Origin of the sequence: Thermosphaera aggregans (genome assembly GCF_014962245.1) — an archaeon.
GTDB lineage: Archaea > Thermoproteota > Thermoprotei_A > Sulfolobales > Desulfurococcaceae > Thermosphaera > Thermosphaera chiliense.
The window spans coordinates 80,214-97,798 of sequence record NZ_CP063144.1; the positions used below are offsets into that span (position 1 = coordinate 80,214).

25 protein-coding genes and 1 pseudogene are annotated in these 17,585 nt (G+C 49.7%); 22 read left to right on the top strand and 4 right to left on the bottom strand.

Annotated elements, in window-relative coordinates:
* Positions 1–71 precede the first annotated feature (71 nt).
* Entirely contained in the window at positions 72–1,880 is a 1,809-nt protein-coding gene (gene infB, locus IMZ38_RS00495; protein ID WP_193436266.1) for a translation initiation factor IF-2, read from the bottom strand.
* A 93-nt stretch (positions 1,881–1,973) separates the two neighbouring features.
* Here infB and IMZ38_RS00500 point away from each other — a divergent pair, with 93 nt between their 5' ends.
* From IMZ38_RS00500 to IMZ38_RS00575, 16 genes are all read left to right on the top strand, one after another.
* Complete coding sequence (locus IMZ38_RS00500) at positions 1,974–2,627, top strand: 30S ribosomal protein S6e (RefSeq protein WP_193436267.1); 654 nt, start codon at positions 1,974–1,976, stop codon at positions 2,625–2,627.
* A 65-nt stretch (positions 2,628–2,692) separates the two neighbouring features.
* Positions 2,693–3,943 (top strand): translation initiation factor IF-2 subunit gamma, encoded by a 1,251-nt coding sequence (locus IMZ38_RS00505; protein ID WP_193436268.1) that lies wholly within the window; start codon positions 2,693–2,695, stop codon positions 3,941–3,943.
* 14 nt (positions 3,944–3,957) lie between these two features.
* The gene (locus IMZ38_RS00510; protein WP_227410936.1) at positions 3,958–4,350 is read left to right on the top strand and encodes a PIN domain-containing protein; all 393 of its coding nucleotides are present in this window, start codon (positions 3,958–3,960) and stop codon (positions 4,348–4,350) included.
* A gap of 94 nt (positions 4,351–4,444) precedes the next feature.
* Positions 4,445–4,996, top strand: coding sequence for a DNA-directed RNA polymerase (locus tag IMZ38_RS00515; RefSeq protein WP_193436270.1), 552 nt, complete (start codon positions 4,445–4,447; stop codon positions 4,994–4,996).
* A 1-nt stretch (position 4,997) separates the two neighbouring features.
* The gene (gene spt4 / locus IMZ38_RS00520; protein WP_319637044.1) at positions 4,998–5,213 is read left to right on the top strand and encodes a transcription elongation factor subunit Spt4; all 216 of its coding nucleotides are present in this window, start codon (positions 4,998–5,000) and stop codon (positions 5,211–5,213) included.
* Positions 5,206–5,691, top strand: coding sequence for a DUF359 domain-containing protein (locus IMZ38_RS00525; RefSeq protein WP_193436272.1), 486 nt, complete (start codon positions 5,206–5,208; stop codon positions 5,689–5,691). The genes spt4 and IMZ38_RS00525 overlap by 8 nt, the downstream gene beginning before the upstream one ends.
* A gap of 15 nt (positions 5,692–5,706) precedes the next feature.
* Positions 5,707–6,039 (top strand): 30S ribosomal protein S24e, encoded by a 333-nt coding sequence (locus IMZ38_RS00530; RefSeq protein WP_193436273.1) that lies wholly within the window; start codon positions 5,707–5,709, stop codon positions 6,037–6,039.
* Positions 6,040–6,045: 6 nt separating this feature from the next.
* Positions 6,046–6,207: a 30S ribosomal protein S27ae gene (locus tag IMZ38_RS00535; RefSeq protein WP_193436274.1), complete on the top strand. Its 162-nt coding sequence runs from the start codon at positions 6,046–6,048 to the stop codon at positions 6,205–6,207.
* Between the two features lie 44 nt (positions 6,208–6,251).
* Positions 6,252–7,313, top strand: a complete 1,062-nt coding sequence (gene kae1 / locus IMZ38_RS00540) for a KEOPS complex N(6)-L-threonylcarbamoyladenine synthase Kae1 (protein ID WP_193436275.1) — start codon at positions 6,252–6,254, stop codon at positions 7,311–7,313.
* Positions 7,298–7,975, top strand: a complete 678-nt coding sequence (locus tag IMZ38_RS00545; RefSeq protein ID WP_193436276.1) for a Kae1-associated kinase Bud32 — start codon at positions 7,298–7,300, stop codon at positions 7,973–7,975. The genes kae1 and IMZ38_RS00545 overlap by 16 nt, the downstream gene beginning before the upstream one ends.
* The gene (locus tag IMZ38_RS00550; protein ID WP_193436277.1) at positions 7,965–8,537 is read left to right on the top strand and encodes an XTP/dITP diphosphatase; all 573 of its coding nucleotides are present in this window, start codon (positions 7,965–7,967) and stop codon (positions 8,535–8,537) included. Before IMZ38_RS00545 ends, IMZ38_RS00550 begins: the two co-directional genes overlap by 11 nt.
* Before the next feature lie 61 nt (positions 8,538–8,598).
* Positions 8,599–9,099 (top strand): 30S ribosomal protein S15, encoded by a 501-nt coding sequence (locus tag IMZ38_RS00555; RefSeq protein WP_193436278.1) that lies wholly within the window; start codon positions 8,599–8,601, stop codon positions 9,097–9,099.
* Positions 9,100–9,299: 200 nt separating this feature from the next.
* Complete coding sequence (locus IMZ38_RS00560) at positions 9,300–9,446, top strand: hypothetical protein (protein WP_193436279.1); 147 nt, start codon at positions 9,300–9,302, stop codon at positions 9,444–9,446.
* The gene (locus IMZ38_RS00565; RefSeq protein WP_193436280.1) at positions 9,436–10,347 is read left to right on the top strand and encodes a glycosyltransferase family 2 protein; all 912 of its coding nucleotides are present in this window, start codon (positions 9,436–9,438) and stop codon (positions 10,345–10,347) included. The genes IMZ38_RS00560 and IMZ38_RS00565 overlap by 11 nt, the downstream gene beginning before the upstream one ends.
* Before the next feature lie 46 nt (positions 10,348–10,393).
* Positions 10,394–11,410 (top strand): hypothetical protein, encoded by a 1,017-nt coding sequence (locus IMZ38_RS00570; protein WP_193436281.1) that lies wholly within the window; start codon positions 10,394–10,396, stop codon positions 11,408–11,410.
* Between the two features lie 42 nt (positions 11,411–11,452).
* Complete coding sequence (locus IMZ38_RS00575; protein ID WP_193436282.1) at positions 11,453–12,400, top strand: hypothetical protein; 948 nt, start codon at positions 11,453–11,455, stop codon at positions 12,398–12,400.
* Positions 12,401–12,438: 38 nt separating this feature from the next.
* Here the strand turns inward: IMZ38_RS00575 and IMZ38_RS07335 are convergent, their stop codons facing one another.
* The 3 genes from IMZ38_RS07335 to IMZ38_RS00580 are packed head-to-tail and all read right to left on the bottom strand — an operon-like array spanning position 12,439 to position 13,457.
* Entirely contained in the window at positions 12,439–12,573 is a 135-nt protein-coding gene (locus IMZ38_RS07335) for a hypothetical protein (protein WP_264409041.1), read from the bottom strand.
* A gap of 39 nt (positions 12,574–12,612) precedes the next feature.
* Positions 12,613–12,891: a beta/alpha barrel domain-containing protein gene (locus IMZ38_RS07340; protein ID WP_264409042.1), complete on the bottom strand. Its 279-nt coding sequence runs from the start codon at positions 12,889–12,891 to the stop codon at positions 12,613–12,615.
* Positions 12,852–13,457 carry a beta/alpha barrel domain-containing protein gene (locus tag IMZ38_RS00580; RefSeq protein ID WP_264409043.1) on the bottom strand — a complete coding sequence of 202 codons (606 nt, stop codon included), beginning with the start codon at positions 13,455–13,457 and terminating at the stop codon, positions 12,852–12,854. Before IMZ38_RS00580 ends, IMZ38_RS07340 begins: the two co-directional genes overlap by 40 nt.
* Before the next feature lie 224 nt (positions 13,458–13,681).
* Here IMZ38_RS00580 and IMZ38_RS00585 point away from each other — a divergent pair, with 224 nt between their 5' ends.
* The 6 genes and pseudogenes from IMZ38_RS00585 (at position 13,682) to IMZ38_RS00610 (ending at position 17,348) form a co-directional block, all read left to right on the top strand.
* Positions 13,682–14,089, top strand: a complete 408-nt coding sequence (locus IMZ38_RS00585; protein ID WP_193436283.1) for a substrate-binding domain-containing protein — start codon at positions 13,682–13,684, stop codon at positions 14,087–14,089.
* A gap of 93 nt (positions 14,090–14,182) precedes the next feature.
* A complete protein-coding gene (locus tag IMZ38_RS00590) occupies positions 14,183–14,620 on the top strand; it encodes an ABC transporter substrate-binding protein (RefSeq protein ID WP_227410937.1) in 438 nt (145 codons plus the stop codon).
* Positions 14,592–14,954, top strand: coding sequence for an ABC transporter permease (locus IMZ38_RS00595; protein ID WP_193436284.1), 363 nt, complete (start codon positions 14,592–14,594; stop codon positions 14,952–14,954). Before IMZ38_RS00590 ends, IMZ38_RS00595 begins: the two co-directional genes overlap by 29 nt.
* A 36-nt stretch (positions 14,955–14,990) precedes the next feature.
* Positions 14,991–15,380: pseudogene (locus tag IMZ38_RS00600) on the top strand (ABC transporter permease subunit); the annotation flags it as partial.
* Positions 15,374–15,997, top strand: coding sequence for an ATP-binding cassette domain-containing protein (locus tag IMZ38_RS00605; protein WP_193436285.1), 624 nt, complete (start codon positions 15,374–15,376; stop codon positions 15,995–15,997). The pseudogene IMZ38_RS00600 and the gene IMZ38_RS00605, both read left to right, overlap by 7 nt.
* Positions 15,998–16,124: 127 nt before the next feature.
* Complete coding sequence (locus IMZ38_RS00610; RefSeq protein WP_193436286.1) at positions 16,125–17,348, top strand: glycosyltransferase; 1,224 nt, start codon at positions 16,125–16,127, stop codon at positions 17,346–17,348.
* Positions 17,349–17,585: the final 237 nt, after the last annotated feature.

Sequence of the window (17,585 nt, forward strand, 5' to 3'; positions counted from 1 at the left end):
ATTATTTTGCTGGAAAGTTAATAAATATCTAGTCAGGGTTGATTTCCCAAACTAGAAGCGTGCTGGGAGAACTAGGCTGTGAAGCCGTAGAAGGGGTCCTGCTTCTTCTTAATCTCTATAATCTCCTTCAACACCAAGTATTCATCAGTGCTCAGCTTATCCCTGTGCTTGGTCAACCACATTGTCACATGCTCCTTGGGTATGCTCGTGTAGAGGATGTCTCCTTCATCAACATGGCGTCCCACCATGATCCTTCCTTTAATGCTTATTGCTACCTGTTGCCCAGCCCTCGCTTCTTTGAGAACGTTATCCCTATCCCTTATCTGCACAACCATGCCCAGCTCCATTCCATCACTCCTCATCACGTTGCAACCGGGTCTTAAAACACCTCCCAGAACCTCTATGCCGACAATCGCTGGGTCGCTACGCCTGAATATGAAGCCTGGGAGTATCCTGATCTTCGCAGGCCTCACAAGTGATGAAACCTCCTTCTCAACCTCCTTCTCCCTCAGCTCCTTAACCCATTTAGCATACTCCTCTATGATATGGTAGATGATGTTGCTCTGGAACACCTTGACGCCCTCCCTGGCCGCCAGCTCCTCCGCCTCGGGCAGGAGCTTGACGTTGAAGGCTAGGATTACCCCGTACTCGGGCTTAGATTTCTTAACCACCGATGCCTCTATCACATCATTCCTCGAGACATTGCCAACGTCCGCCAGCCTCACAGGTATTTTCTCCCTCCTCATCGCCTCGAGGAGGGCTTCGAGAGACCCGAGCGTGTCTGCTTTGATAACGACGCCGTCGCTCTCAACCTTAAACCTCAGCTCTGAAACCTCCTCCGAAACCATCTTCAAGTAATCCTGCAGCCTGGTCTCATCAGGGATAACGTAGAATGGTGATCCAGCAAGGGCGTCGTCGAGATCAGGGGCGGAAACCTTTACGCCTGTTGCAGCGTAAACCTCTTCAACCTGTGTGAACCTACCCTCATGCATCCTCATATCCTGCAGAGGCCTCGGCATTAGCAGAGCCCTAACCCTTGTTACAACAGGCTTGGATTTACCGGCTATGATGAACAAGTCGTTCTTCTTTAAAACCCCCTCGTAAATTATGACGTCAATGGTTGTCCCGAGGCCAGGCTCCTCCTTCACCTCTAGCACGACGCCTTTCGCTGGCTCACTGCTTGTCACCAACTTCTTCTTCATGAACTGCTGGACGAGGCCCGTCATGAGGGCGAGGAGCTCGCTCACGCCCTCCCCGGTTTTCGCCGAGATAGGTATTATTGCAACAGTCCTGCGGAAATCCCTCACCCTGTCAAATCTTTCAGCCTCGAAACCGTGGTTGTAAAGCTCCCCGGCTATCCTGTATATCTTCTCCTCGAGAATGTTAATGGTTCTCTGAGACTGATTCCTAATGGTTTCCAGGAACGGGGCGTCAGGCGTTGGCTTCCAGCCCTCAATCCTGTCAATCTTGTTAGCTGCGACAACGAACGGGACCTTCTTCTCCTTGAGAATGTTGATGGCTTCAACGGTCTGGGGCTGGAAACCCTCCATCACATCCACGACGAGAATAGCCATATCGGCCACGCTCCCACCCCTCTTCCTCAAGTTGGCGAAAAGCTCGTGGCCAGGGGTGTCTATGAAGAGTAGTCCAGGTATTTCTATCTGGAGCTTCGGGAAGTATTTTCTAAGAGGCTCCGCTATTTTCTTCAACACGCTGGCTGGGACAATGCTTGCTCCTACATGCTGGGTTATCTCGCCAGGCTCCTTCCTAGCCACCGCTGTACCCCTTATCTTGTCTAGAAGGGTTGTCTTACCGTGGTCGACGTGGCCCATGACAACTATTATCGGCTGCCTAATCCACTCCCTGCTAGTACTGCTCAATGGAACCACCGTTCACAATCATGCGAATATATAAAAACCTCTTAATAGCTTATTAGTGAAACAGCCCACCGGGCAACTGGTGGAGGATGCTGTATGCCGGATTTCAAAATAGTTGTAAACGACCCTGAAGCACCGAAGAACCGTAAAACAGTCAAGGTTAAAGTAGTAGGGGATGCTGAAGTACCCTTCACGGATCAGATGAAGGATAAGTTCGAACTCCCCGTTATAAGGGTTGGGAGGAAGCTTCTAGAAGAGCTTAACGCTGTCCACGGAGTAGCAACAATTAGGATGAGAAGGCCTGACACCGGGGACAAGATCAAGATCACTGGAAGGCTTGAGCCCGCTGACAACGTTCCCGAAAACACTGTACTGGTTAACTCAGAGTTCTTGATAAACCTCTCAGGCAACACGGAGCTTGAGGGCGAGATTTTCAGGGCTAGCGCCTGGCAGGTAAGAGTAAACGATGAGAGGACAGCGTCGCTTGTAGGGTTGAAGATAGGTGACGAGGTAGACGGCTCCATCATCGGTTTAAGGAACGTTAAGCTGAGGATAACGGGCGGGAGCGATATAAGCGGGTTCCCGATGAGGCCTGACATACAGGGGCCTGTTAAGAAGAAAGCCCTTCTATCAGGACCCCCCGGCTTCTACCCTGAGAGGAATGGTGAGAGAAGGAGGAAGATGATCAGGGGGGACACCATAGCCCCAGACATCGTACAGGTTAACACCGTGATCGTCTATCCTAAGTAGTTTCTTAGTATAAAAGCAACCTCGCCCATAAATCCTAGAGGATTGGTTTTAACAAGGGATTCATCATGCCCTGGGTTAAGCAGCAGCCGGAAGTCAATATTGGCGTGGTCGGGCACGTAGACCATGGTAAGACAACACTGGTTCAGGCTTTAACAGGTATTTGGACTGCGAGGCATAGCGAGGAGCTTAAGAGAGGTATGACTATTAAGCTAGGCTACGCGGACGGTAACATAGCGGTTTGCGAGGACATGGAGCCTCCTGAAGCCTACACCACGGAGGAGGTCTGCCCAACAGGCTCCGAGTCAAGGCTTCTCAGAAGAGTAAGCTATGTTGACGCCCCCGGCCACGAAGCTTTAATGGCTACCATGCTGAGCGGTGCAATGCTCATGGATGGAGCAATACTGGTGGTGGCTGCGAACGAGCCGTGCCCACAGCCCCAGACTGTTGAACACCTGGTCGCTTTGAACGCTATAGGGATAAGGAATATCGTGATAGTTCAGAACAAGATAGATGTTGTGACAAGGGAGAGGGCTCTTGAAAACTACAGGGAGATAAGGAACCTGGTGAAGGGAACTGTAGCGGAGGATGCGCCGATAATACCTGTCAGCGCCCTTCACAAGACGAATATTGACGTCCTCCTCCAGAGCTTCCAGGAGCGGATACCCACGCCTAAGAGAGACCTGAGCAAGCCCCCGTTAATGTTTATTGTCAGAAGCTTCGATGTTAACAGGCCTGGGACATCGTTCCAAGACCTGGTGGGAGGCGTGATAGGGGGTTCACTAATCCAGGGCGTGTTGAAGGTTGGGGATGAAATAGCCATCCTCCCCGGTGTGAAAACACCTGTGGGAGGCTCTAAAACAGCTTACAAGTATGAACCAATCACCACGAGGATTGAGGAGATAAGGTTCGGCGAGCTACAGGTTGAGGAGGCGAGGCCTGGAGGGTTGGCAGCTGTTAGAACACCGCTCGACCCTTCGCTGACGAAGGCTGACTCAATGGTTGGAAACATTGTCTCACACCCTGACCACCAGCCGCCTATTGCTAAAATGCTTGAAATAGAGTACAGCGTGCTGGAAAGAGTCGTAGGGGCTAAGGAGATGACCAAGCTCCCGCCGATACAGGTTAAGGAGACCATTGTCCTCACCATAGGAACCGCCACCAGGATCGGCGTGGTAACAGGGGTGGGCAAGTCCGCTATGACTGTCGAGCTCAAAGATCCCGCCGCCGTCTGGGAGGGCGGGAGGGTGGCGATAAGCAGGAGGGTTCTGGGAAGGTGGAGGCTGGCAGGCTGGGGTGTTGTTAAATCAGTCAGCTGAGGAAGCCGTCGCTGATTGTTTTAGACACTAACATGCTCCTCTTAATGGCTGAGGGCTTCCCACTCCTCGAGATGATTGAGGAGCAGGTCGCGTTCAAGCCTGAGTGCGTTGTCCTAACACACTCCCTCAGGGAGTTGGAAGCGATAGGGGAGAGGGAGGGTGGCTTGATGAGGAAGAAGTGCGGGCTCGCTGCTAGGATTGCAAGAGAGAAGTGTAGGATAGTGGAATACCGGGAGGATTTAAAGAATACTGATGACGCGATCATAGAGTACGCCGTGTTAAACAATGCCGCAGTAGCCTCTAACGATAAGGAGCTGAGGAGGAGGGCGAGGGAGAAGGGTTTATCAGAGGTATACCTGAGGGAGGAGTCGCGTAGAATAGTGATTGAGGGCTTGCTCGAGTACTGAGGAGTGTTTTTCAATACTTAAGTTATTTATAAAAGGATTATTGATTTATACTATAAAGTGCTTATTAAAACATCAATGACAAGGTGTTGCGTGATTGTACAACGTTATCAAGGTTAAAGACGTTGTCAGAATACCGCCCTCGAAGTTCGGGAGACCCTTAGAGGAGGTTGCTCTGGAAGAGCTTAGGGAGCAGTACGAGGGATCGGTTGTCATCTTGAAAAACCCGTTTACCGGTGAGGAGAAGAAGGAGCCTTCAATAATTGTTACCATTCTAGGCTTAGACATTGAGCCCTCGGGGAAGATCATACCGGGCGACGGGGCTACATACCATAACGTTGAGTTCGAAGCACTTGTCTTCCACCCATTCCTGAAGGAGGTTGTAGAGGGAGAGGTTGTAACGGTAACCAAGAACGGGCTCTACGTTGACCTGGGAGTGCTCGACGGCTTCGTATACATTAACCAGGTGGCTGATGAGAAGGTAACCTACGATGCTGGAAGAGGCGCCTTATTCCTCGAGGAGTCTAAGAAGTATGTTGATAAAGGAGATGTTGTGAGAGCGAGAATATTCAACATCGCACCCATGCCTGGCAAGGGCTTGAGAGTCCACATGACTATGAGGCAGCCTCAGATGGGCAAGATAGGGTAGGGTGGTAGGGTTGAGCAAGAGGGGTAAGCCTTTCAAAGCCTGCAGAAACTGTAAGGCACTGGTTGAGAGAGAGGTTGAGGTATGCCCGAAATGCGGGTCGAGAAGCTTCACCGATGAGTGGAACGGTATCATTATTGTTTTAAACCCTGAGAAAAGCGATATCGCCAAGAAGCTGGAGCTTAAGGATAAGGGAAGGTACGTGGTTAAGATTGGCTAGTGCCGGGAGAGCAATTCCTTGCTTAAAACCCCCGGACTACTTGAGGAAAACCCTCAGCCTCCCCCAGGGCAAGCTGTATGTTTCCGAAAAGCACGCTATAACAGGGCTGTCCTGCGACGCAGCCGTAGGCGATGTTGTCTCCAGAAACCACTATGCAAGGATAAGGATTATTGATTATAAAACCAAGAGGAGCATACCTGCTGAACCAGGGTCTGCAAGGGGCAGGGTGCTCAGGGTTGCGAACCCTCCAGGATGCGTAAGCCTCAACTCCTTCACGATAAGCTTCCTGAAAGGCGAGCATGTTGTCGAGGTTGTTGGGGAGGAGGATCTTCTCGTCTTCCCCCTAGCCCTCCCCTTCACAGGGGTCTCCAAGATAATCTACGGGCAGCCCAACGTAGGGGTTGTGGAGCTTGATGCCCAGGGGGTTAGGGTTTTAAAGCTTCTTAAAACATTTAAACCAGTTAATGGTTTCATATAGTAAGGTGATTACAGCGTGGCTAAGACGATTCAGCTTGACAAGTATCTCGGAGAGGTATTAGAGGAGCGGTATAACCCGCTGGTTAAAAGACTCGAGCTTGTCATAAGGCTCGGACACCCGGGCGAGGGAACCCCTAGCAGGGGTTTGCTGAGAATCGCCTTGTCCAAGCATTACGGCAAGCCTGTTGAACAGGTTATTATCAGGAGTCTTGAAACAGAGTACGGGGTTCAGGTTAGCAGGGTTGAGGCTCACGTCTACGACAACGCCGCAAGCGTTAAGCTTTTCGAGCCCGAGTACATTATTAAGAGGAATGATGAATCATTACAAAAGGTTCAGCAGCAAGGGTGATGTTGAATGCCCTATGTTCACAAGCTCTACGAAGTGGATTACAAGACGGGGAAGCTGGTGAGGAAGAACAAGTCATGCCCTAAATGCGGCTCCTTCATGGCTTTCCACAAGCAACCAGTCCCTAGATGGCACTGCGGGAGATGCGGCTACGTCGAGTACGCGAAGTAGTAGAGGCTTGTTTTTAAACCCAGGTTGAACGGCTGGGTCCGGGTTTGCCCCTCCTCTACAAGGTACCCTACAAAATACCCGTGGACAGGGAGCTGGTCTCCCTGGGGTTTGAGTCCACTAGCCATACTTTCGGGGTAGGGATTGTAAGGCTTAGGGAAGGGTTTGCAGAGGTGCTCGCCAACGTTAACAGCCAGTACAAGCCTTTGAAAGGAGGCCTCCACCCGAGGGAGGCGGCGCTACACCATATGGAGAAAGCCTACCCTCTTCTCAAGCAAGCTCTCAGGGAGGCTGGTCTCAGCCTCAGCGATGTCTCAGTGGTAAGCTACTCGATGGGGCCGGGGCTGGGGCCTTGTTTAAGGGTTTCAGCAAGCGTTGCAAGATTCATAGCATCATACTATGGTAAGCCCCTGATCCCCGTCAACCACGCGGTAGCCCACATAGAGGTTGGAAGGCTTTTCAGCGGGCTTGAAGACCCGTTAGTAATATATGTGTCAGGAGGCAACACCATGATCGTCGCGGCGAGGGACGGGGGTTACAGGGTTTTAGGCGAGACGCTTGACATCCCGCTTGGAAACCTCCTGGATACTTTCGCGAGAGAGGTGGGAATAGCCCCGCCTTACGTCGTCGACGGGAAGCACGCTGTTGACATCTGCGCTGAGTGGAGCCGGGAGTTCATCCCCCTACCCTACACTGTTAAAGGAAGCGATCTAAGCTTCTCCGGGCTGCTGACAGCGGCCCTCCAGAAAGCCAGGGGGGCTGGCAGGGATGGGTTAGGGGCTGTCTGCAACAGCTTGAGGGAGACCGCTTTCAACATGCTCGTGGAGGTTGCTGAGAGAAGCCTCCTGCTAACCGGGAAGAAGTCGATACTCCTGGTGGGAGGGGTTGCATCCAACACTGTCTTGAAATGGAAGCTGGAGAAGCTGGCCGAGACCCACGGTATCCCCTACTACGGGACGCCTCCAGAGGTCGCAGGCGATAACGGCCTCATGATATCTTACACTGGGCTTTTAATGTACCTACACGGTTTCAGCGTTGAGCCCGAGAAGGCTGTGGTGAAGCAGAGGCTGAGGCTTGACGAGGGTGACTACCCGTGGCTGAGAGAGTAGAATACTTTAACAGAGGGGCTGAGGCGGTTCTCTACAGGGTTAGAATCCTCGGCTCAGACCTCATTGTTAAGAAAAGGCTTGACAAACCCTACAGGCATGAAGCCTTTAACAAGGTTTTCAAAGAGTATAGGACAAGGGTTGAGGCCAGGATACTCTCCCACTTGAGAAGCCTAGGGCTCAACGTACCAGCCCCGCTGATAGTGGATGTTTCAAAAGGAATCCTGGTACTGGAGTATGTGGAGGGAACCCCTCTCTCAAGGCTTGTAGACTCTATGAGCAGTGAGGAGCGGGGAAGGGTTGCAGGCGAGCTTGGGAGGCAGGTTGCCGTGATGCATTCCAACAGGATTTACCACGGCGACCTAACCCTTGCTAACACAATCTACAGCGGGGGAAGGGTTTACATAATAGACTTCGGGCTGGCAGGATACAGCGATGACGTCGAGGAGTACGCTATAGACCTCCACCTCCTCTACAGGAATCTACAGGCAATGCACCCTGGAATAGCCGAGGAGTTCATGAACCAGTTCCTTGAAAATTATAGGCAGTGGTACAGCGGTGTTTTCGAAGAGGTTAGGAAAAGGTTTCTCGAGGTAAGGGTTAGGGGGAGGTATGTTGACAGAGAGTTGAGGAAGACTGTTATGAGGGATAGGTATGTATCGTGAAATATGCTTCGCAACAGGAAACGCGCACAAATATGCTGAAGCAGAAGCTGTCGCGAGAGAATACGGGATCACTCTCAAGCAATGCCCGGGCGTTAAACGAGAGATCCAGTCAGACAGCCTTGAGGAGGTTGCTAAGCACGCTGCTTTAACAGCATACATGGAGCTGGGGCAGCCCGTGCTGGTTGAGGATGCTGGCTTGTTCGTTAAAGCATTAAACGGTTTCCCAGGACCCTACAGCAGCTACGTGTATAAGACAATAGGGTGGAAGGGGCTGCTCAAGCTCATGGAGGGCGTGGAGGATAGGAGCGCCTGCTTCAAATCCGTGGCGGTACTCGTCTACGAGCCATTCCTGATAACAGGTGTCGGTGAAGTATGCGGGGCTGTGGCAACCGAGGCTAGGGGTGTTAAAGGATTCGGATTCGACCCGGTCTTCATACCAGAAGGATACAGCGTTACCTTTGCCGAGATGGATGTTGTGGAGAAGAACATGGTGAGCCATAGGGCAAGGGCTCTTCGAAGCGTTTTCAAAACCCTAAGAGAATACTTGGAGAGGCTTGAATAAATTTAAAACCCGTTTTTAATATGGATTCCAATATAGCAGTGTTTAAGGGGAAGGTGTCTTTATGAACAAGAAGAGGGACAAGGGGCAGTCACACTCCAACAGGCCTGCGAGGGCTGGCCCGCCGAGATGGTTGAAGCTTGACATGAGCCCGAGCGATGTGGAGTTGCTCGTGGTGGAGCTAGCTAAGAAAGGCTACACGCCCTCTATGATAGGGGTGTTACTGAGAGACCAGTACGGGATACCTCTCGTGAAACAGGTTACTGGTAGGAAGCTTGCCCAGATACTTGAGAAGCATGGTGTTAAAATAGCTATCCCCGAGGATTTAATGGCTCTCATGCAGAAGGCTGTGAACCTGAGGAGACATCTCGACGAGCACCCGAAGGATTATCACAGCAAGAAGGGCTTGATAGAGGTTGAATCCAAGATACACAGGCTGGTGAAATACTATAAGAGAACCGGTGTCCTCCCGCCTGACTGGAAGTATGACCCGGAGAAGGCAAAGCTCCTAATATCTGGTGGAATGTACAGGTTTGAAACCCAGGAGAGTGTTCAAACGGTTTAAACCCTTCCAAACCGTTTGAACATTATTTCTTAACTTACATGTTTAAAAACATTTATTTAAGAAGGGTTGCCATACAATATTATATATAGAGCTCGCTGTCAGAGATTAAAAACATGACTAAATCATTCTCAAGCATGAAGAGGCTGGGGCTGTGTGAACAGCCTATTTGAATCTGTACTGCTGCGGAGGGTTTTCGGCTGATGAGTGGTGAAGCAGGGCTTCAAGGGTTTAACACTATAGGTGTTTCAAAGCACGTTGACCTTGGAGAGCCTCCCAGGTCTGGATTAGGCGTTTCCCGTTTTAAAAAGCAAGATATTTTAACGGGGGGTCCTCGAATTGAGGAGTAATAGTTGCAGAGACTACACGGTTGTCATTCCTGTGTTAAACGAGGCTGAAGCACTCCCATTAGTGCTGAAGGAGTTAACCGAGAATGGCGTGCCCAAGGAGAACGTGCTGATCGTTGACGGGCACTCGGTGGACGGGACAAGGAAGGTTGCAGAATCTATGGGATTCAAGGTAATACTCCAGGAGGGAACGGGGAAGGCGATGGCCATTAAAACCGCTGTTGAAACCGTTGAAAGCGATTGCTACGTCTTCATGGACGGCGACTACACCTACCCTGCCAAGCACATTCCTGAGCTGTTGGAAAAGCTTGGGCAAGGCCGTGACCTGGTAATAGGTTCAAGGGTTTATGTGGAGAAGGGGGCTCAGGGCTTCCTGTTCAGGCTGGGGAACAAGGCTCTCTCAATGTTCTTTAAAATACTATTCGGTGTTCAAGTAAGCGACATTTTAAGCGGGATGTACGCTGCGAACAAGAAGGTTCTCGGGGAGGTTAATTTCGAGTTCAAAGGCTTCAGCGTTGAATCGGAGATAGTTGCCCATGCAGCTTCAACAGGCTTCCGGGTTTGCGAGATACCGATATCATACAGGAAGAGAATCGGGAGGAAGAAGCTCGGGGTTAGGCACGGGTTTAAAATAGCGCTAGACATGGTTAGGCTCACGTGGAGATATAACCCGGCATTCCTTATATTCGCGGTCGGAGCGTTAATGCTCATCCCGGGGGCATACCTGGATGCCTACGTCCTCTACAGATGGCTGTTCCACGACGTAGTACACCATGTAAAAGCATTGGCAGGAATAGCTCTGTCAGGTCTTGGACTACTAAGCTTGATGCTAGCCTTTATCTCACTATACTTGAAAAGATTCGAAATAAGGGTTATGAAAACTATGAGGGGGATTGAGGAGTAGCTTGAGGAGAAGAGGAGTTCCAGGAGAAGATAGGGTTTGATTATAAATGCAGAAGGACTTGTTGAACAAGGTTTTAAACAAGCTCATGAATCCTGGCTCAGGGTTTTACAACGTCGTGTTCTCGTCACTCTCGCTGGCACTATCTCTCTACGGGATATTCTACCACAACCCTATCTTAACGGGGAGGGTTACCTACGACTATCTTGTTTGGGCTTCAACAGTGATCTCGCTAATAATCGTCTACAGGGAGCTTAAAAGGCTACGGGGTAAACCGTTCTATTCTTCAATCCTAATCCTCCTAGCCGGGGCTACCATGGTTGTTCTCGGAAGGGTTGCAAGCATCTACTACAACTACACCTACATGATCGGATACTTCGGCGCGCTAGTGGGTGACGACTACACTATTGAAGGCTATGCTTACTCTCTCCTAGTGGCAACCGGCTCACTATTCATCACTTTAACCATTCTCGTCCACCTGTTAACAGGGGATGTATTAGCTGTTAAGTCCGATCCAAGCCTTGAAGACGTTTATAGAAATCTACTGCTCCTAGCCCGTGGAGCCGGAGGGTTCCTAGACAAGCACCCGTTGATCACTGCATTCATAGTGAGCGTTTTCGCATTCATCTTCAGGTTTATGCCTGAGCTGAAGTGGTGGCCTTGGCTGATAGGTTGGGACACTCCTGAGTATGTTGCACACTTGCTAGACTTCAAGGAGAGGCTTAACCCGTTCACCAGCTACTACTGGATGGGTGGTTGGAGGAACACTCCGCCCCTACTACCAATGCTTCTAGCCCCGTTCACCTACCTCGTGGACGCGTGGTACGTGTTCAAAGTCTACCCGAGCATAGCGTTCAGCATTCTAGCAGGATTATCTACCCTACTTGCTGTGAAGGTTTACGGGAAGGGTTGGAGGACTTGTTTGCTAGCAGGCTTCTTAACCACCACGTTCATCTTAAACCTGAGGATATCGTGGGATTACCAGAGACAGTTGCTGGGCTCTGTGTTTATGCTTGCAACGATAATAGTGCTGGAGAGGTGGGGTTTCCCGAAAGATTGGAAGTAATCCCTGGCCACCATCCTACTGCTCGCCGGGTGCGGGCTAAGCATGGAGGTAACGGGTTTCACAGGGCTGGCGTTCTCCCTGGTTCTAGCCTACAGGGCTTGGAGAGCTAGGAGCAGACATGGTTTGGCGAGCGGTTTAGCAGGTCTCCTCGTTAACACAGCACTGGAGACATGGTACTGGAGGAGGCCGTACAGCGTGGTCGGGGCTGTTGGAGTCCTGCCGCCGGGGCTTGTCCCAAGCTTTGAGCAGTCACAGGTTGTTTCATACCTTGTAGCAGGTTACGGGATCATGCTTCCACTAGTTATCACGGCTCTTGCAAAACATAGAAAGCCCTACGTAGCATCAACAATGCTCGCGCTACTCCTCGCAGGCGTCTCACCCCTAATAGCACCATACTCATCCACTACTACATGGTACAGGTTCCTAATTGGGGCTGCACCATTAGCCAGTACCCTGGCAGCTATAGGACTTGTTGAAGCGGTGAAGGATGGAAGGGCGATAATGATCTACCTTGTGATAGCTTCTCTCCCAGGGCTTTCCTTCGCATACGGGTATAACTGGTCTTACGACTACTACAAGTCTCTTAGAGAGTTCCCGTCAATACTGGCACCATCCCTTGCTGACAATAGATTGATAGAGACTATGTGGTTCTTCCAGAACAACAGCTTTATGCTGGACGATGCAGTAGTCGTGGCCCACCCGGACTATGCAAGATACGTACACCTAGCTGTGAGAAACCCTGATCCCTCAAGATTTATTTGGGCATGGAACGGTGTGGCGAACGAGACATTGTGCAGGATCCTGAATTATACGGAAGCCCGTAGTGTAATCCTAGTAGTGCATAGAGAAAACTCGTTTAACACTACATACTATACGTGCCTAGAATACTTGGAACCTATAAGTGAGAAACTGTCCTGGATCTACGTGGGAAAGATAAGCAGGAACATGGTGCAAAACCAGGCTGTGCGGGAAGCCCCAGGTGAACCGTGAGCAAGCACTCGCTCCACGTGTATCGATGAAGTGAAATATTATGTGAAGCAGGCGCAGTTAAGGTTCTTAGCAACAGTATTGTCAATGTTTAATGCTATCATGGCGGCGTACACTTGTGTGATCATTAACAATATTCTATGAGAGTCTACTACGTGATTGACAAGCGCTTCCAATCACTCTAAAAATTATTCAGACCTTGCCGAGAAGTATTATCAGGTTGCAGGCGTGGTTTTCTCCATTTTTGTTGTCACATCTATGGGTTTCGCCCTATAAGGAGCAGAGGTTACTATTACGTCTACCCCGACGAAAGCGTACTCCTCAATGTTTTCCAGCGTTATCCCGCCCCCCACTCCTACGACTACCCTGTTGCTCATGGACTTTACCTTTTCCACGTACTCGGCCAGTATTCCAGGTGGTGTTTTATCGAATTGTATGTAATATGCTCCGGCCTCTACAGCCTCCAATGCTTCTTCAGGGCTTTCAACCTCCACCCCGATACTCCTACCTCCGCTTGATGCCAGGGCCTTCTCGACCGTTGCGCGCATCCCGGGCCTCCGAGGAATACCCTATGGTTGTCAAATACCAGTATAGAGTCTGAGAGCGACTGCCTATGCACTACTCCGCCACCGGCAATCACAGCCTTAAGGTAGAACGCTCTTGCACCCGGCGGTGTCTGACGTGTTGTAGCCACTACTACCTGTGGATTCAGCCTCCTTGCTTTCTCAACCATTCTACGAGTGTATGTTGCAACCCCGCTACAATATGCTAGCAAAGTCTGGGCAGTTCTCCAGGCAAGGTGAAGTGATGTAGCCCTGCCATGCGTCTCTAAAACCAGCTGGTTTGTCGAAGCTTCTTCACCACTCCTGAGGAAATAATCGACTCTACCGCCAGCGAGCTCGTAGATCCTGGCGGCCTCTTCACTACAGGCAACAACACCATCCTCTCTAAAGAAAACTGACGCCGCGCCTTCTAAATCGCCTATTCCGAGAACACTAGTGGTTAGATCCAGGTATTGAACATCCTCAAACAGTAACCCCTGCAATAGAGAATCGCCCATGTGTGGAATCATTGAAAACACCCTATTCTCCCATAATATCGTTTACAACGTATTAAACCCAGGGACTCGGGGGTTAACTACGCAGGCAGTGTTTTCCACGTGCCCTCGTGCTTACGGAGCAAGCGTTAACGTGTTTTGATTAACAATCAATTAGCACTAGGTTTAAAGCATTAGCGTCTCATCCCTTTTCCAATTGAAGACGGCCTGGCTAGCAAGGCGGTTTAATGAGGAGGAAACCCCTGGTCGCAACCATTACTCTCGCATTGGTGCTTCTCAAAGCTTTAGGAGTGTACTACGGCTTCTACTCAGGGAGTACTAGTACTGCTAAAGCAGTATCCCTGGGGCTCGAGTTCAATGCTCACGCAACACCATTCTACATGGTTTTAGACAATGCCTTACTAGAGATGAAAGGAGTAAACGTAACCAATATTCTCTTGTTTAAGACCGGTATGGAGCTAGCGGCCGGCGTCGCACGCGGAGACATTGCCGCCGGCCAGGCTTGTCTAGGACCTATTTTAGTAATGATCGATAAGGGCATACCCATAAGGATTATTGGGAAAATACACGACGGAGGCTTCGCAGTCATTGTGAACCCGGATAGGGTTAGCAGTGTTAAAGATCTTAACGGGTGAGCGGTCTACACGCCTGGACCAGGGAGTCAGGCATACTTACTAGCTTTAAAGATACAGGATGAATACGGTGTTAAATTCTCGGAGATTAAGACCCTGCAACCGCAGGAGATATTAACAGGCCTTGTCGGCGGCTACATAGACGTTGCCATACTCCCTGAGCCATACCCGGAGGTTGCGGAGTCCAAAGGGCTTATGATACTGCTCCTGAGTAGCGAGGTCTGGCCTGACATGCCTGGAAGCTACTTGTTCACCACGGTTGATTACCTGGAGAAGAATCGGGATGTGTTGAGAATTATAGCAGACCTTGTTGGAGAGATGGTGGATGAGGTTGAGGAAGATCCTTCCAAAGCGGTTGAAACGCTATCCAAGTGGCTTGACATCAGCGGGGACGATGCGTTAAGGGCTATTCAACGTATTCAATGGAATACAAGTCTCGATGGAGACCAAATACAGGCGTACATTGACTTCGCATACTCTAAGAGAGTGATCAAGGAGAGGTATAATGCAACCCTTCTCGTCGAGTCAGTATAAGAGTTTAAAACCTGTGAAAGCCCTAGTATCGTTCACGATTCTCATACTAGTGTGGGAGCTCGTTGCTAGAGCCCGTGTATACCCGTCGTACATACTACCCTCCTTCAGCGAGGTTGCAGGCTGTTTCCTAGACGGGGACTATATGCGCATTGTTCTCGAAAACGCTGTTTTAACAGTGATCAGGGCTGGAGCAGGGTTTGCCGTGGGAGTAGTAGTTGGTATCGCTCTTGGATTACTAGTCGTAGGCTTGAAGATTGATGAGTATGTTCAGCCAATAGCCTCAATACTATTCACACTGCCCACTGTTGTCTGGGTTCCCCTACTACTCTTATGAGTAGGCCAAGACTCGCTCGCGCATCCTGCAACCGCTTCATTCATTTGTAGCTTCCCACCAATACTATATGGTGTGTTAAACTCTTCGCGGACAATAAATTCTGAGATTTTAGAGGCTGCTTTTACACTGGGCGCTAATTCATGGAGCACGCTTGCAAGGATTGTAGCACCTATATCACTCCTAAAGATCACGCCCATTGTTAAAACCGAGGTTGTAATGGTGTTTAAGACCACGCTTATTGTTGAAATGCTTGTTTTAACAAGCGGTCTAGGACACCTCTTACTCTTATACTCGTTAACCATAGATGTTAAGCATTTATTGTCAACGATGATAGCTCTAACCATCCCTATAGTGGTAATTGTCGAATCCATAGACGTGGTTGAGAAGAAAGTTTCATCTAAGTGGATTGGTGAGAAACGGTGGTAGGTGTCTCGCTGAGAAGTATTGAGAACTACGCCCTGCACGGGGTTACGGTTGACATACCATCTGGTAAGATAACAGCTATTATAGGCCCTAATGGAGCCGGTAAGACAACAATGCTTAAAGTAATCGCCGGCCTGACACTGTACAAGGGAAGCGTGTTATTCGATGGGAAGCCGGTTGATAATACACCACCCTACAGAAGAGGCGTCGCATATATTCCACAGAAGAATGCGTTGTTCCCCCATATGACTGTCTGGGATAACATAGCGTTTCCATTGAAGATAAAGGGCTTCTGTGAAAACGCGATCAAAGATAGGGTTGAATGGGCCCTTAGAAAACTATCTATTGAACACCTCGCCTCGAAACACCCCTCCCAGTTAAGCGGTGGAGAGGCTAGGAGAGTTGCCATAGCTAGGTCCCTGGTGGCCGGTGGAAACTCGTTCCTGGCGGACGAGTTGGAGCAAAGCCTTGACGCTGCTATGAGGCTTGAGATATACGAAGAAATCAAAAGAGTCAATAGAGAAGAAGGATTATCAATAATTATTGTCACACACGACCTCAACTGGGCAGTGAATACTGTCGACAAAGTCATCTATCTCGTCAATGGAAGAGTAGCATAAGAAGGCCCGCCCGGAAACCTTAACGTAGACATGGTTAGATCAAAACCATTAGCTTGGTTTAAAAACCCTGCACACGTCTCCAGCTTTTTAGCTTTCATGTAAATCGTATATTTTAGAGGAGTTTTAAGTGAGGATTTTAGCATTAACTCATGGCTTATGGCTTGGCGGAGCCCAAATCGCTACTTTAGAGCTACTGGAGCTCCTCAAAGATAAGGTTGAGTTGAAGGTTTTAACATGCGACCGGGCTAATGAAGAGTTCACGTCTAGAATAACCTCCATGGGGATTCCGGTGCACCGGGCCCACTGCAAGCTTGAAGCAGGCTACCCTGTGATAGGGGTTAACTCTGCCCAAAGCCTTATACAATGGGCTGACGTTGCCTGGATTACGGATGTAGAATATCCTACTGCACGACTCGTGAAAAATGTGAAGAACATTCCTGTTATAGCTCATCTTCACTCTTACGCTTTAATATGCCCTCGATGGGACTCCCTCTATGGTCGTGGCGAGGTGTGCCTAAAAAAGTGTTCTCCGTGGAGAATCATCAGGTGTAGGCAAGGCCATAGATCCATGCTCTTCAAGGTGGGGGCGTTGAGTATTGGTATGGCAGGAATGTTTGCCACTTTGGATATCGCTAAAGGACCGTACAAGTACATGAAATGGGTGAAACTGTTAAACATGGTTCTAGAAAGCATAGATGGCTATATCCCGGTCTCCAATACGCTCTGGGACATTCACGTAAGGCACGTGCCCGAGCTGGGGGGTAAACCTTACGCGGTCGTCTACAACCCAGTTATAGAACCCTTAAAGTACGTGAAGCCGAATCCCAATGAGCCCTATGGGAACTACATATTCTACGCTTCAGGCCCCAACCCTGTTAAAGGCCCACACATACTCCTGGATGCATGGTCCACCGTATCCAAGCAGTTTAAAGATTTAAAACTCTACATGGTCGGCTGCAAAGATAGTTGGGTCGAGAAATACGCTAAACGCCTAAGCTTAAACAACATTGTTTTCGTCGACAAACTCCCCAGCAGAAACTACTACCACACCATGTACAAAGCCAGAGCTGTCGTCATGCCCTCTATATGGCCCGAGGCATTTGGTAGAATACCCGTTGAGGCTAACAGGCTTGGTGTGCCGGCTGTGGTAACTGATCAAGGAGGCTTAAAGGAGATCGTTGAGGACGGGGTAACAGGTTACTTATCCAAGCCAAGAAGCGAGGAGCTGGCGAGTAAAATAATGAAGGTCCTGGAAAAAAGTTTCAATAGAGAGGCAATAATACAAGAATCCTACATAAAGGTTGATCCGGGTAAGCAAGTGGAAAAAATGCTAAACCTGGTTGCAAAATAGTGTAAGGAGCTTCTAGCTACATGTTTTCCGCAACATGAACTTACAGTAAAAATATAAGCGAACCTTAATGAAGGTAGAATAGCTTTCCTTGGAAAGCTACCAGGTCTTGATCAATATTTGACACTATATCGGTCCGTGCCCCTATCCCTGTAAAATATTGAGATGGCGCCAGCGGCCTCAGCCTCGGCCACTGAGAGGCCAAAATGCTCTGGATACAGCGGGTGCATGTAGAACTTT